The organism is Paenirhizobium cremeum, from assembly GCF_047553425.1.
GTDB lineage: Bacteria > Pseudomonadota > Alphaproteobacteria > Rhizobiales > Rhizobiaceae > Allorhizobium > Allorhizobium cremeum.
Genome location: NZ_CP180217.1, coordinates 3571407 through 3585432, shown reverse-complemented (window position 1 = coordinate 3585432; position 14026 = coordinate 3571407). Strand labels below are relative to the sequence as shown.

16 protein-coding genes are annotated in these 14026 nt (G+C 60.7%); 10 read left to right on the top strand and 6 right to left on the bottom strand.

Translation table 11 applies throughout. The annotated features are described in order from the left end of the window. Positions 1 to 33 precede the first annotated feature (33 nt). Positions 34 to 1089: a histidinol-phosphate transaminase gene (gene hisC / locus ACLBKR_RS17400; protein ID WP_113438913.1), complete on the bottom strand. Its 1056-nt coding sequence runs from the start codon at positions 1087 to 1089 to the stop codon at positions 34 to 36. A 1-nt stretch (position 1090) separates the two neighbouring features. Beyond that, entirely contained in the window at positions 1091 to 2011 is a 921-nt protein-coding gene (locus ACLBKR_RS17395) for a polyprenyl synthetase family protein (protein WP_113425575.1), read from the bottom strand. Positions 2012 to 2206: 195 nt separating this feature from the next. Between ACLBKR_RS17395 and mtgA the strand changes: the two genes are divergently transcribed. The 4 genes from mtgA to ACLBKR_RS17375 all read left to right on the top strand — a co-directional run bounded on the left by mtgA (position 2207) and on the right by ACLBKR_RS17375 (position 4501). After that, positions 2207 to 2896: a monofunctional biosynthetic peptidoglycan transglycosylase gene (gene mtgA, locus ACLBKR_RS17390; protein ID WP_162759171.1), complete on the top strand. Its 690-nt coding sequence runs from the start codon at positions 2207 to 2209 to the stop codon at positions 2894 to 2896. 76 nt (positions 2897 to 2972) lie between these two features. Continuing rightward, a complete protein-coding gene (locus ACLBKR_RS17385; protein ID WP_113486204.1) occupies positions 2973 to 3620 on the top strand; it encodes a glutathione S-transferase family protein in 648 nt (215 codons plus the stop codon). Between the two features lie 158 nt (positions 3621 to 3778). Continuing rightward, a complete protein-coding gene (rpmF, locus tag ACLBKR_RS17380; RefSeq protein WP_112830478.1) occupies positions 3779 to 3964 on the top strand; it encodes a 50S ribosomal protein L32 in 186 nt (61 codons plus the stop codon). 129 nt (positions 3965 to 4093) lie between these two features. Continuing rightward, the gene (locus ACLBKR_RS17375; RefSeq protein ID WP_112830477.1) at positions 4094 to 4501 is read left to right on the top strand and encodes a hypothetical protein; all 408 of its coding nucleotides are present in this window, start codon (positions 4094 to 4096) and stop codon (positions 4499 to 4501) included. Between the two features lie 81 nt (positions 4502 to 4582). Here the strand turns inward: ACLBKR_RS17375 and phaR are convergent, their stop codons facing one another. Then, positions 4583 to 5158, bottom strand: a complete 576-nt coding sequence (gene phaR / locus ACLBKR_RS17370; RefSeq protein ID WP_112830476.1) for a polyhydroxyalkanoate synthesis repressor PhaR — start codon at positions 5156 to 5158, stop codon at positions 4583 to 4585. Between the two features lie 230 nt (positions 5159 to 5388). Here phaR and ACLBKR_RS17365 point away from each other — a divergent pair, with 230 nt between their 5' ends. Beyond that, entirely contained in the window at positions 5389 to 6570 is a 1182-nt protein-coding gene (locus ACLBKR_RS17365) for an acetyl-CoA C-acetyltransferase (RefSeq protein ID WP_112830475.1), read from the top strand. Between the two features lie 144 nt (positions 6571 to 6714). After that, a complete protein-coding gene (locus ACLBKR_RS17360) occupies positions 6715 to 7440 on the top strand; it encodes a beta-ketoacyl-ACP reductase (protein WP_113447442.1) in 726 nt (241 codons plus the stop codon). A gap of 347 nt (positions 7441 to 7787) precedes the next feature. Here ACLBKR_RS17360 and ACLBKR_RS17355 read toward each other — a convergent pair whose 3' ends face one another. From ACLBKR_RS17355 to ACLBKR_RS17345, 3 genes are read right to left on the bottom strand one after another with little or no spacing between them, the layout of a single operon-like run. Beyond that, on the bottom strand, positions 7788 to 8042 hold the full coding sequence (locus ACLBKR_RS17355) for a glycine zipper domain-containing protein (RefSeq protein ID WP_112830473.1): 255 nt from the start codon (positions 8040 to 8042) through the stop codon (positions 7788 to 7790). Positions 8043 to 8070: 28 nt separating this feature from the next. Next, positions 8071 to 8226, bottom strand: coding sequence for a DUF3309 family protein (locus ACLBKR_RS17350; RefSeq protein ID WP_112830472.1), 156 nt, complete (start codon positions 8224 to 8226; stop codon positions 8071 to 8073). A 46-nt stretch (positions 8227 to 8272) separates the two neighbouring features. Next, entirely contained in the window at positions 8273 to 8980 is a 708-nt protein-coding gene (locus ACLBKR_RS17345) for a hypothetical protein (RefSeq protein WP_162759170.1), read from the bottom strand. On the opposite strand from ACLBKR_RS17345, the gene ACLBKR_RS17340 reads away from it, so the two are divergent. From ACLBKR_RS17340 to ACLBKR_RS17325, 4 genes are all read left to right on the top strand, one after another. Further along, positions 8979 to 12035 carry a helicase-related protein gene (locus ACLBKR_RS17340; protein WP_113447440.1) on the top strand — a complete coding sequence of 1019 codons (3057 nt, stop codon included), beginning with the start codon at positions 8979 to 8981 and terminating at the stop codon, positions 12033 to 12035. The genes ACLBKR_RS17345 and ACLBKR_RS17340 overlap by 2 nt on opposite strands. Next, a complete protein-coding gene (locus ACLBKR_RS17335) occupies positions 12032 to 12433 on the top strand; it encodes an RNA-binding S4 domain-containing protein (protein WP_112830469.1) in 402 nt (133 codons plus the stop codon). Before ACLBKR_RS17340 ends, ACLBKR_RS17335 begins: the two co-directional genes overlap by 4 nt. Before the next feature lie 210 nt (positions 12434 to 12643). Further along, positions 12644 to 12982 carry a ferredoxin FdxA gene (gene fdxA, locus ACLBKR_RS17330; RefSeq protein WP_112830468.1) on the top strand — a complete coding sequence of 113 codons (339 nt, stop codon included), beginning with the start codon at positions 12644 to 12646 and terminating at the stop codon, positions 12980 to 12982. A gap of 390 nt (positions 12983 to 13372) precedes the next feature. Continuing rightward, on the top strand, positions 13373 to 13945 hold the full coding sequence (locus tag ACLBKR_RS17325; protein WP_112830467.1) for a CarD family transcriptional regulator: 573 nt from the start codon (positions 13373 to 13375) through the stop codon (positions 13943 to 13945). The last annotated feature ends 81 nt before the right edge of the window (positions 13946 to 14026 follow it).

The following is a 14026-nucleotide window of genomic DNA, read 5'->3' as shown; positions in this document are numbered from 1 at the left end:
CGCTGCATCGACTGCGCTTTGCCTGGGCGAGCCTTAGAGAATGTCATCCATCGCTTCGATAAGGCGGCGGCATTCGGCTTGCGTACCGATGGAAATGCGCAGGAAGTCGGTAATGCGCGGCTTGTTGAAGTGGCGTACCAAGACGGCCCGCTGCCGCAGCGCTGCGGCAAGCTCTTTTCCTTCGAAGCCCGGCTTGCGGGCGAAGACGAAATTCGCCTGCGACGGCAGCACCACGAAGCCGCGGTTTTCAAGTTCTTCCGTCAATTGTCTGCGGTTTTCGATCAGTTCGTCCCGGTGGGCGGTAAACCAGGCATCATCCTCGATCGAGGCGACCGCGGCAACCTGAGCGATGCGATCCAGCGGATAGGAATTGAAGCTGTCCTTCATCCGCTCCAGCGCCTCGATCAGCGGGCGCTGGGCGATGGCGTAACCGACCCTGAGGCCGGCGAGCGAGCGCGACTTCGAGAAGGTGCGGATGACGATGACATTTTCATGGTCGGCGATCAGAGGGATCGCCGTCTCGCCACCGAAGTCGACATAGGCTTCATCAACCGCCACGACCTGATCGGAATGGGCTGTGGCAAGCCGTTCGATATCGCCAAGCGGCAGGCCGACGCCTGTCGGTGCGTTCGGATTGGGCAGGATGATCGCGCCGCAGGGGGCGTTATAGTCTTCCGGGCGGATGCGGTAATCCGCGTCGAGCGGGATCGAGCGCGTCTCGATGTCGAAGAGACGGCTATAGGTCGGGTAGAAGCTGTAGGTGATGTCCGGATAGAGCAACGGCGCATCGTGCTTCAGCAGGCTTGCGAAGATGAAGGCCAGAACCTCATCCGAGCCGTTGCCGACGAAGACCTGTTCCGATGCTACGCCATGATAACGGGCTATAGCCTCCTTCAGCGCCCTTGCTGAAGGGTCGGGATAGCGGCGCAGGTCGTCATTGGTCGCGGCGTGGATCGCCTCCAGCACCTTCGGTGAGGGTCCCCAGGGGTTCTCGTTGGTGTTCAGCTTCACGAGGTTCGCGATCGCCGGCTGTTCTCCGGCGACATAGGGTTCGAGCGCGGTGACGATAGGCGACCAGAACTTGCTCATGTCAGTGCTTTCGGTTGGCGACGAAACGGGCGGCTTCAATGAGGGTTGTTGCCTTCTCGCCATAGGCGCCGATCAGGCTTTCCGCCTCCGCCACCAGCCGGTCGAGTTCGGCCTCCGCCCATTCCTGCCCCTTGAGCGCCACCAGCGTTCCCTTGCCGCGAGCGGCGTCCTTACCGGCGGCCTTGCCGAGCGTGGCGGCGTTGGAGGTGAGGTCGAGCAGGTCGTCGGCAAGCTGGAACGCACGGCCGATTACCTCGCCGAAACGCCTGAGGCGGGCACGATCTTCAGCCGGCGCCTCGGCGATGATGGCGCCTGCCTCACAGGCAAAGCGCAGGAGGGCGCCGGTTTTCATCGACTGCAGAAGCACGATGCCGGCCTCGTCCGGCGCCTGCTTCTCGGCCGCAAGGTCGAGGGCCTGACCGCCGGCCATGCCGCCGATGCCGGCTGCGCGGGCAAGCGCCAGTACCAGTTCGATCCGGGCGCGATCGGAAAGCGCGGTTTCCGGTGCCGCAATCACGTCGAAGGCGTAGGTCAAAAGGCTGTCGCCGGCGAGAATGGCGGTCGCCTCGTCGTAGGCGACATGAACCGTCGGCTTGCCACGACGCAGGTCGTCGTCGTCCATCGCCGGCAGGTCGTCATGCACCAGCGAATAGCTGTGAAGACATTCAAGCGCGCAGCCGATGCGCAATGCCGCCCCGGCGTTGCCGCCGAAGAGGGCGGTGCTTTCGACCACGAGGAAGGGGCGGATGCGCTTTCCGCCGTTGAGCGTCCCGTGGCGCATGGCATCAAGCAGCCGTTGCGGCCGGACGAGTTCGTCATGCAGGCAGCCAGACGAGAGGAGTTTGTCCAGAAGCGCCTCGACCCTCGAAGCGGTTGTCAGCAGGCGGCTTTCGAAGGAAGGTGTCGTCGGGCTCTTTGTCATCGCGCTCATGGGCGGCTATTTGGCATGCTCTTCAAGCGCAGGCAACGGGAATCTGGGGGCTTGGCGAGCCATAGGCGAAAGCGGTCTGGCGTTGGCCGCCAAGGGCGGCTAAGAGAAACGGAAAGTCTAACATCGGACAGGGTTTCATTGGCTGAGGACAGCGATATCGGGTATGCAGGCCCGGAGGAGGAGCCGGTGCCAACGCGGCGAATACCGCAGACGGCAAGGCGGATCGCGGGTGTGGTGGCCGCACTTCTCCTGCTGCCCTATGCCCTGATCGTTCTCTACCGTCTCGATTTCATCCATCCGGTCTCGACGCTCATGTTCGCCGATCTCGCGACGTTTCAGGGCTATGACCGCCGCTGGGTCGATTTCGAAGACATTTCGCCGAACCTCGTGCGCGCCGTGATGATGTCGGAGGACGGGCAATTCTGTTCTCATCACGGTGTCGACTGGGGCGAGATGAAAAGCGTGATCGATGACGCGCTTGCCGGAGAGGCCACCCGCGGCGCAAGTACAATTCCGATGCAGACGGTGAAGAACCTCTATCTCTGGAATGGTCGGTCGATGCTGCGCAAGGCAATGGAGTTGCCGCTGGCAATTGTCGCCGACGCCGTCTGGTCCAAACAGCGGACGATGGAAATTTACCTTAATGTCGCGGAATGGGGACCGGGCATTTATGGCGTCGAGGCTGCGGCCCAGCACCATTTCAAGATCCCGGCGGCAAAGCTCAATGCGCGGCAGGCGGCGCTGCTTGCCGTTTCGCTACCCAATCCGATCACCCGGGTGGCCAGCAAGCCGGGCAACGGCATGAAGCGTCTGGCCGGCGTCGTCGACCGGCGCGCCAAGCGTTCAGGCGACTATATCACTTGCCTTTATGACTGACTTTCAAAAGATTTGTTGGTGCTGAACCGTGGGCGGCCCTAAGCTCGAAAATGGCGTAAGCAGCAGGGGGAAGGCAATGGACGGGCTCGTTCTCTATATCGGCAACAAGAATTATTCCTCATGGTCGTTCCGGCCCTGGATCGCGCTGACGGCGGCCGGTATCCCCTTCGAGGAGCAATTGATCCCGTTCGACTTCGAGGCGGGCAATCCTCGCTTCCGGGATATCTCCCCGACCGGGCGGGTGCCGGTGCTGCATCACGGCGCATTGCGGGTCTGGGAGTCGCTCTCGATCATCGAATATGCCGGTGAACTCTTTCCCGATGCGGGAATCTGGCCCGAGGATGTCGGTGACCGGGCGATGGCGCGCTCGATCTCGATGGAAATGCTCTCCGGCTTCCGCGCGCTGCGCAGCGCCTGCCCAATGAACATCCGGCGGGAGAAGCGGGCGATCGACCTGCCGGAAGGCGTCACGGCCGACGTCCAGCGGATCGAGAACATCTGGCGGGAGGTGCGCCGGCGCTCGGGCGGGCCCTTCCTTTTCGGAGGGTTCTCTGCGGCCGATGCCATGTATGCACCGGTGGTCAATCGGTTTGATGTCTACGATCTGGTTTCCAGCGAGGATACGCTGGAGTACATGTCGGCGATGCAGGCTCACCCGGCATGGGTTGCCTGGCGGGACGCGGCCCTTCAGGAAACCTGGATCGTGCCCGAGGACGAGGCATGACGCCATTTTTGTCAGGGCCGGGCGAAAAAAATGCGCCAGGGACTGGTCAAAGCCCTGCCGGGCATGTATAAGCCCGCAAAATTCCGAGATCGAGACAGATGCTGTTCGGCCTCACCGGGCCGCGGAATCTGTTTTGCCCGTCATGTGGAGTAACTGAAATGGCTGTACCGAAAAGAAAAACAAGCCCGTCCAAGCGCGGTATGCGCCGTTCTGCTGACGGTCTGAAGGCCCCGGCTTATGTCGAGGACAAGAACTCCGGCGAACTGCGCCGCCCGCACCATATCGATCTGAAGACCGGTATGTATCGTGGCCGTCAGGTGCTGACGCCGAAGGAAAGCGCATAAGTCCTGCTTACGCAGAGATCTTTCAAGGGCCGGCCTTTGCGCCGGCCTTTACTTTTTCCGGCCAGCCGGCAATTAATCGTCCCGAAATGAGACAGGGAGTTCGTTTCCCGCCGGCTGAAGGACTTTCTCATGGTTGCCGCCATCCCGCTGATGATCGTGCCGTTCGTGCTCTACAATCTCGCCATGCTCGGCGTTTTCGGAGCCGGCGGGATCGGGGCGCTGCAGCACGAAGTGATGTCGCTGTTGATGCTCTCAGGCGCGATCTGGACCCTGTCGGTCGGCGACGTGTTCATTCTCGTCGGCCTCGTCGTGCTGTTCGTCGAGATCCTGAAGGCCACCCGGAACGGATCCGGTTCGCTTCTCAATCATATGCTGTCGATGCTGGTCTTCATCGCGTTTCTGGTCGAGTTCCTGCTGGTGCGGGATGCGGCGACGCAGAATTTCTTCATCCTGATGACGATCGCCTTCATCGACGTCGTCGGAGGCTTTGCGGTTTCCATCCGCTCGGCCGGCCGGGACGTTTCGATCGGTCTCTGATTGCAGGCTTGTTCTCGGCCCACAAAAAAAAGCGGAAGCCATGCTTCCGCCCTTCGTGTCGCGTACCTCTCTGTAGTTGGCTCAGAGGCTGTCGAGCTTGTTCTGCAGCGTGCGAAGCTGTTCCTTGAGTTCATCGATGTCCTTGGCCTCCGCCTTGCGGCTTTCCTTCGGAGGCTGGCTGCCGAGGAAGGGCGAGAACATCTGCATCGCCTGGTGGAACATTTCGGTATTGCGCTTCACCTGCTCTTCCATGAGCTGTATGGGCATCTGCAGATTCTTGGTCAGCGGCGTTTCGCCGAACGCCTTGGTGATCTGTTCCCGCATCTGGGTCTGCTGTTCGGTGAAGGCCTTCATCGAGTGTTCGAGAAAGCTCGGTACGACCATCTGCATCTGGTCGCCGTAATAGCCGATGAGCTGGCGCAGGAAGGAGATCGGCAGTAGCGTATTGCCTGTCTTCGACTCCTGCTCGAAAATGATCTGCGTCAGGACGGAATGGGTGATGTCCTCACCGGTCTTGGCATCCTGTACGACGAATTCCTCTCCCTTCTTCACCATCTTGGCCAGGTCCTCCAGCGTGACGTAAGTGCTGGTGCCTGTGTTGTAGAGCCGGCGGTTGGCATATTTTTTTATGACAATCTCGCCCTCTGTCTTGGCCATTCGTGCCTCCTAACCCCGTTGTTATTGTGAATTTTTGCTCTTCCCTCCATGAATGTAAACGCAAACGAAGCGCGGTGACAATCTCTTTGTGCATTGCGGGACCCGCATTTGACGAAATTCAAGAGGGTACAACCAAGGAATGAAACGGGTCTGCTTTCTTCCTGTTTGACACCGGGTGAAAGCTTTGCCAGTTTCATCGTCAACGACTGATAAACGCGAGGAGACCACCCATGAGCAGTGCATCCATTGTCATCGCCAGCGCGGCGCGCACCCCGGTTGGATCTTTCAACGGCGCCTTCGCCAATGTGCCGGCTCACGAACTCGGCGCGGTTGCGATCAAGGGCGTTCTGGAGCGGGCGGGCGTCGACGCCAAGGAAGTCGATGAGGTCATCCTCGGTCAGATTCTCACAGCGGGACAGGGGCAGAATCCGGCGCGGCAGGCCGCGATGAAGGCCGGCATTCCGCAGGAAGCGACGGCATGGGGCATGAACCAGCTCTGCGGTTCGGGTCTGCGCGCCGTTGCGCTGGGCATGCAACAGATCGCGACGGGCGATGCTGCAATCATCGTTGCCGGCGGCCAGGAATCGATGTCCATGGCGCCCCATGTCGCGCATCTTCGCGGCGGCACCAAGATGGGTGACCTGAAGATGATCGACAGCATGATCAAGGACGGGCTGACCGACGCTTTCTACGGCTATCACATGGGCATCACCGCCGAAAACGTCGCCCGCCAGTGGCAGCTTTCGCGCGATGAGCAAGATGCCTTCGCCGTTTCCTCGCAGAACAAGGCTGAGGCGGCGCAGGTTGCCGGCCGTTTCAAGGACGAAATCGTGTCAGTGGTCGTGCCCAGCCGCAAGGGCGACATCACGGTCGATGCCGACGAATATATCCGCTTCGGCGCGACGCTCGACAGCATGGCCAAGCTCAAGCCTGCCTTCGACAAGGAAGGCACGGTCACCGCGGCCAATGCGTCCGGCATCAATGACGGTGCGGCAGCGGCACTGCTGATGACCGAGGAGGAGGCCGGCCGACGCGGTATCGCGCCGCTTGCCCGCATTGCGTCCTGGGCAACCGCAGGTGTGGACCCGCAGGTCATGGGCACAGGGCCGATCCCGGCCTCGCGCAAGGCGCTGAAGAAGGCCGGCTGGAACGTCGCGGATCTCGATCTGGTCGAGGCAAATGAGGCCTTTGCGGCGCAGGCCTGCGCGGTCAACAAGGACCTCGGCTGGGATACTTCCATCGTGAACGTCAATGGTGGCGCCATCGCAATCGGGCATCCGGTCGGCGCTTCCGGCGCGCGCATTCTCAATACGTTGCTGTTCGAGATGAAGCGCCGCGGTGCGAAAAAGGGACTTGCCACGCTTTGCATCGGCGGCGGCATGGGCATCGCCATGTGCCTCGAGGCTCTTTAAGGGAGGAACGAAGACCTGCGGGAGCCGGCGGGGTGGGAAACGCCGCCGGGCGGGTCTGATCAAGTGTCATAAAACTATCCTAACAACGGCTTCGGAAGAAAAGTCGGTGGCCGGCGAAGCTTTACAGAGAGGGAGTGACAGCTCATGGGCAGAGTGGCATTGGTGACGGGTGGAACGCGGGGCATCGGAGCGGCGATCTCGGTCGCGCTCAAGGACGCCGGCTATTCGGTGGCGGCAAATTATGCCGGCAACGACGAGAAGGCGCAGGCCTTCAAGCAGGAGACGGGTATCCCGATCTTCAAATGGGACGTTTCCAGCTACAGCGCCTGCGTCGAAGGGATTGCCAGTGTGGAGGCGGAACTGGGTCCGGTCGACGTGCTCGTCAACAATGCCGGTATCACCCGGGATGCGATGTTCCACAAGATGACGCCGGAGCAATGGAGCGAGGTCATCAACACCAATCTCAACGGTGTCTTCAACATGACCCACCCCATCTGGTCCGGCATGAGGGACCGCAATTTCGGGCGCGTCATTACCATTTCCTCGATCAACGGACAGAAGGGGCAGATGGGACAGGCCAACTATTCCGCCGCCAAGGCCGGCGATCTCGGTTTCACCAAGGCACTCGCCCAGGAAGGGGCCGCCAAGGGCATCACCGTCAATGCCATCTGCCCCGGCTACATCGGTACGGAGATGGTCCGCGCCATCCCGGAAAAGGTGCTGAACGAACGCATCATTCCGCAAATCCCGGTTGGTCGCCTCGGCGAACCGGAAGAGGTCGCGCGCATCGTGGTGTTTCTTGCGTCAGACGATGCAGGGTTTATTACCGGTTCAACGATTTCGGCCAATGGCGGACAGTTTTTCGTCTGAGAAAATCCGCCTGTCATGATATGAGGCCGGCCTTCGTGCCGGCCTCATGCCTTTTGCGCATACGTTAACGATCCGATCCGGTGGCTAAGGGAAATCCCTTAATATCCACCGTTCTCTATGGTTAACCGTTTGTTATTCAACAATATATAGCGGTGAACAAAGCGGGAAACCCGCTGCGTAAGCGATTCGTCGCCGATTCGTTCCGGCTTTGGTCGAAGTCTTAACGCGGGTGCTGAAAACGGTCGGCAAAAAGCCACCGGCGGTGGGGCCGGTGGCTTTTCGGAAGCGCTGGTTTCGCCGATCAAGCGGCTGCGGTCCGTTCCGGAACCGCAATCCTCCTCGTGCGTTTATCGGCAGCGCGCCTCATATCGGCGACCATACCTGTCGCGATAGATGCAATAGCCCGGTCGTTCCTGGGACTGCCCGATCAGGGCGCCGGCAACACCGCCGACCGCTGCGCCGACCGCCGCTCCGCCCCAAGAATTCGTTGCAACGCCGCCGACTACGGCGCCGGTAGCCGCGCCGATGCTCGCGCCTTTTTCCGTTGCCGTGCAGGATGCGAGAGGAGCGATCAATGCCAGAGCAAGAAGAGTTTTTTTCATCGTCTTTTCCTTTCGATGGAACGTGGGCTCAAATCCGGCCCATGAGCAAGAGAATGACAAGGATGAGCAGCACAAGGCCCAATCCACCGGAAGGGCCATAGCCCCAGCTGCGGCTATAACCCCAGTTCGGCAGCGCGCCGATCAGGAGCAGAATGATGATAACGACGAGAATAGTACTCAGCATGGCGGCCCTCCCCATTCAGATGCAAAGCTCGGTTCTGCCTGGGCCTTCAACGCGGCGTGGGCAAGTTTGTTCCATCGCGCCGTTTCCCTTGCAACAGTGCGGCAAACCAGGGGAATTTCCGGCATATGCAGGTGTTCGGCGTGCAGGCGACGACGGTTTCAGCCGAAAGAAACTGGCCGGCAAGGGCCAGCTTCCAGGGATGATGGCCCGGCAACGGACAGGCTACCGTCCTTCCTTGCCAGCAGATGTCGGGACCAAAGACCTGCCAGAAGACGGGAGCCATGACGATGACGTAGAGCAGAACGAAGTTATAGCCGTTCCTTCTGCTGATCCATTCTGCCGGTGGCGGGGAAGTTTTATTTCGTGTCAACCTCGCCGGCAGAAACGCTATTGACAGACGGAAGTTCTCCGATTCTCCGCTTTGCCAGCAAACTGATTGCCTTAAAGCAGGAACTTCATGATTTGATTCAGCATTTCGTGGGAGTCCGGCAAGAGTCCGACGATATGTAGCCGTGAACAAATACTGAATCCGCTGGAGTCGTCGATTCGTCGCCGATTCGTTCGCAGCCTGTTCCGGAATCGGAAAAATGCGCGCTTTTGTCTTCCAAAACACATCGCTTTTCGGAGTTTGGCGATGATCGGCCTTGCCTTTGGCGGCGTTCGTCGCCATGTGTGGGCGAGGTTTGCGGGTCGGATTTTCGTTCCTGCCGGCGGCCATTTGCAGTCCGGAGCGGTAATTGAATTCGCAACCCATGATCCTGAGCGGCCGCGGCGTCACTGCTGTGCTGGGGCCGACCAATACCGGCAAGACCCATTTCGCCATCGACCGCATGGTCGCCCATGGTTCCGGGATCATCGGCCTGCCGCTGCGGCTGCTCGCCCGTGAAGTCTATACGCGGCTTGTCGAGCGCGTCGGTGCCCAGCATGTCGCGCTGGTGACGGGCGAAGAAAAGATCGCGCCGCCGAATGCCCGTTTTTCCGTCTGCACGGTTGAGGCGATGCCGCGGGAGACCAAGGCCTCCTTCGTGGCGATCGACGAGATCCAGCTTGCCGGCGATCTCGAGCGCGGGCACATCTTCACCGACCGACTGCTGCATCTTCGCGGGCGCGACGAGACGCTGCTTCTCGGCTCCGGTACGATGAAGCCGATTCTCCTGCAATTGCTGCCGGGCATTACCGTCATCGAGAGGCCGCGTCTGTCGCAGCTTTTCTATGCTGGGCAGAAGAAAATCACCCGCCTGCCGCAGCGGACCGCCATTGTCGCCTTCTCGGCAGACGAGGTCTACGCCATCGCCGAACTCATCCGGCGCCAGCGGGGCGGTGCCGCCGTGGTGCTCGGGGCGCTCAGCCCACGTACCCGCAATGCACAGGTAGGGCTCTATCAGGCGGGCGACGTCGAATATCTCGTCGCGACCGACGCCATCGGCATGGGTCTCAATCTCGACGTCGACCACGTTGCCTTCGCTCAGGACCGCAAGTTCGATGGTTACCAGTTCCGCAATCTCAATCCCACGGAACTCGGGCAGATTGCGGGACGTGCCGGCCGGCATCTCAAGGACGGTACTTTCGGGGTGACGGGACGGGTCGATCCCTTCGACGACGAACTCGTTGAGCGCCTCGAAGGACATGAATTCGATACTGTGAAGGTTTTGCAGTGGCGCACCGCCGCCTTCGATTTTTCCTCGATCACGGCGTTACAGCGCAGCCTGGAAGCGGCGCCCCGCATCGAGGGACTGACACGTGCATTGCCGGCTATCGATCAGCAGGCGCTGGATTTCCTTGCCCGCTATCCGGAAGTCATCGATCTCGCGAACACGCCGGCGCGGGTCGAAAAGCTCTGGGAGGCCTGTGCGCTGCCGGATTATCGCCGAATCACGCCGGCGCAGCATGCAGATCTGATCCAAAGCCTCTTTTCGGATCTCGTCAGGCATGGCACGGTGAACGAGGATTTCCTGGCCGAACAGGTGAAACGCGCCGATCGCACCGATGGTGAAATCGACACGCTTTCCGCGCGAATCGCCCAGATCAGGACATGGACCTATGTGTCGAACAGGCCCGGCTGGCTTGCCGATCCGACACACTGGCAAGAAAAGACGCGGGAAATCGAAGACCGATTGTCCGATGCGCTACATGAACGGTTGACGAAACGCTTTGTTGATCGCAGGACATCTGTGCTCATGAAGCGCTTGAGAGAGAATGCGATGTTGGAAGCTGAAATCAGTGTGAACGGCGATGTCTTCGTGGAGGGACATCACATGGGGCAGCTCGCCGGTTTTCGGTTCACGCCCATTTCGGGAACCGAGGGGCCGGACGCCAAGGCCGTGCAGGCCGCGGCGCAGAGGGCGCTTGGTCTCGAATTCGAGGCAAGGGCGGCAAGGCTGCATGCTTCCGGCAACAACGATCTTGCGATCAGTTCGGAAGGTCTGGTTCGCTGGCTCGGGGATCCCGTCGCGCGGCTGACGGGCAGCGACCACATCCTGCATCCGCGTGTCATTCTGCTTGCAGACGAGCAGTTGACCGGCAATGCGCGCGATCATGTGGTTGCCCGCATCGAGCGCTTCGTTAATCATCACATCTCGACGGTTCTGAAGCCTCTCGACGATCTTTCGCGCGCCGAGGATCTTCAGGGGCTCGCCAAGGGACTGGCTTTCCAGCTCGTCGAAAACCTCGGCGTGCTGTTCCGCCGCGACGTTTCCGACGACGTGAAGTCGCTCGACCAGGATGCGCGCGCCTCGATGCGCCGCTATGGGGTGCGTTTCGGCGCCTACCACATCTTCATGCCGGCGCTTTTGAAGCCGGCTCCGGCGGAGCTCATCACCCTTCTCTGGGCGCTGAAGAATGACGGCCTCGACAAGCCCGGCTACGGCGACTTGATTCCGGTTCTTGCCGCCGGCCGTACGTCCGTGGTGACCGATGCGAGCTTCGAGCGGATGTTCTACAAGCTCGCCGGCTTCCGCTTCCTCGGGAAGCGGGCCGTGCGGATCGACATTCTCGAGCGTCTGGCCGATCTCATCCGGCCGCTGCTGCAGTGGAAGCCCGGCGCGACCCCGCGTCCGGACGGCGCCTATGACGGCCGCCGTTTTACGACCACCACCGCCATGCTGTCGATTCTCGGTGCGACGCCTGACGACATGGAAGAAATCCTGAAGGGCCTTGGCTATCGCGCCGACAGCGTGACCGCGGAAGAAGCGGCTGCCTTCCTTGCAGCCCAGTCTCCAGCGGATGCCGCGCCGGCAGGTGAAGTCGTCGCGGATGGCGAGGCGGCTCCGGAAGAGATTTCCTCCGGGGACGAGCAGAGTGCCGATGCGACGCAGGATGAGACGGCAAGCACGGACGAGGCGATTGCCACGTCTGCCGGCGAAGCGGAAACCGCTATCGCCGTCGAGGCATCAACTTCCGCCGACGAGGCTGCGCCTGCAGAGCCGAAGCCGGTTCTCCTGTGGCGTCCGGGCGGTCGTAACGACAATCAGCGTGGCGCGCGTCCCGGTGGCGACCGGCGCGGGCATGGCGGCAATCGCGCACCGGCCGAAGGCCGCGGCGAAGCCCGCCGTGACGACCGTCGCCGCGACGACGAACGCCATGGCGGAAAACCCAAGGGCAAGGAGGGCGGACGCGGCGGTTTCGGCCAGAAGTCGGACGGCGGTCGTCCGGATCGGGGCGAGCGCAAGGACCGGCCCAACCGGCCCGAACGCGACAACAAGTCGCAGCCTGCCCGTTTTGAGGCCAAGCCTCCGCGAAAGGAAAAGCCGATCGATCCGGATTCGCCCTTTGCGAAGCTCGCTGCTCTGAAGGAGCAGATGAAGAAGTGACGTCCGCCGATCAACAGCCACCTTCCGGTTCGCGCCAGCGTATCGACAAGTGGCTGTTCTTTGCGCGGATACTCAAGTCTCGGACGCTGGCGCAGGAGCGGGTGTCTGCCGGGCATGTCAAGGTCAATGGCGTGAGCGTGCGCCAGCCCAGCCACCTCCTGAAGCCCGGAGATCGCCTTGAGATCGCGCTGGAGCGGCGCGATCTCGTTGTGGTGGTCTTGAAGCCGGGCGAGCGGCGCGGGCCCTACGAAGAGGCCCGCCAACTCTATGAGGACCAGACGCCACCGGAACCGGAACGCATCAGCGCGCTGGAGCAGGCGGTGCGTTCTTCCGGAAGCGGCCGCCCCACCAAAAAGGAGCGACGGGCAATCGACCGGCTGCGACCGGACGAACCTTGAAGTCTCCCATTAGAAAACTGTGTGTGTCTGTGGCTATTTTCAGGATTGTTTATCCTTGCTATAGCGCCAATAACGCAGTAGCTGACAAGCCGTCCGACCGATCCTCCCATTGGTTAAACGAGTGCGTTCAGCCGTGGTCTGAACCCAAATTTGCGCGGGCACGCGGTCGTCACCGTCCTCGCGCGGAAAACGAGCTTTTGGAGTGCCGCAATGACCTATATTGTCACCGACAATTGCATCCGCTGCAAATACACCGATTGCGTGGAGGTCTGCCCGGTCGACTGTTTCTATGAGGGCGAGAACTTCCTCGTCATTCATCCCGATGAATGCATCGATTGCGGCGTCTGCGAGCCCGAATGTCCTGCTGAGGCGATCAAGCCGGATACCGAGCCGGGTCTCGACAAGTGGCTGCAGATCAATACCGAATATGCCAAGATCTGGCCGAACATCACGGTCAAGCGCGATCCATTGCCGGAAGCCAAGGAGATGGATGGCGTCGAAGGAAAGTACGAGATGTACTTCTCGCCCAAGCCAGGGCAGGGAGACTGAGGGAGCGGATCGGGGAGCGCTCGCCTGATACTCCCCTTCGTCGGTGATTCGCCGCATTTAGGGCCGGGTCAAGTCTGCGTCGCGGCATTTAAGGCGACGTGGCAGTAAAATATTGATTTCCTCAGTTTTTTGTGATAGATTGTCGGAACTGTTCCACTTTGCGGCATTAGCATGCCCTGAACCATCACGAAAGCAAACTCATCATCCTCCGCGGGTTCCGTGACATTAACGACATTTGACTGTCGGGTCGCTGTCGCGAAGAAGGTTGTGTTTGCGTGTGACGGGCTGGATCAGGATGGAGTGACCCGACGGTTTCCCCCGTCTCATCCGGGCCTGACCGACCCGGCGCCGGCATCTTGCCGGGAGCATAACAGGGAGTTTTTGAAACGAATGACGACCCAGCAGAAGAAATCTCCGACTCGCCACGGCTTCAAGACCGGCGAGTCGATCGTCTACCCGGCACATGGTGTCGGTACCATTACCGCCATCGAAGAGCAAGAAGTAGCAGGCATGAAGCTTGAGCTTTTCGTGATCGACTTCGAAAAGGACAAGATGCGGCTGAAGGTTCCGGTCGCGAAAGCTGTGAGCATCGGCATGCGCAAGCTGTCCGAAACCGATTTCGTCGATCGCGCCCTGAAGGTCGTTCAAGGCAAGGCGCGCGTGAAGCGCACGATGTGGTCGCGTCGCGCCCAGGAATATGATGCGAAGATCAATTCCGGCGACCTGATCTCGATCGCCGAAGTGGTTCGCGATCTTTATCGCGCCGAAAACCAGCCGGAGCAGTCCTATTCCGAGCGTCAGCTCTACGAAGCCGCTCTCGATCGCATGGCTCGCGAAATCGCGGCCGTGAACAAGATGTCGGAAACCGAAGCTGTCCGTCTCGTCGAAGTGAACCTTGCCAAGGGTCCCAAGCGCGGCAAGACGATCGAGGAAGACGACGCACCGGAAGAAGAGGCGGCGTAAAGCTTGCCTTGCGTGCGGCGATTTCGGATCGCCAGCCCTTAATCTTTGAAAAGCCTCCGGTTTGCGCCGGAGGCTTTTTTT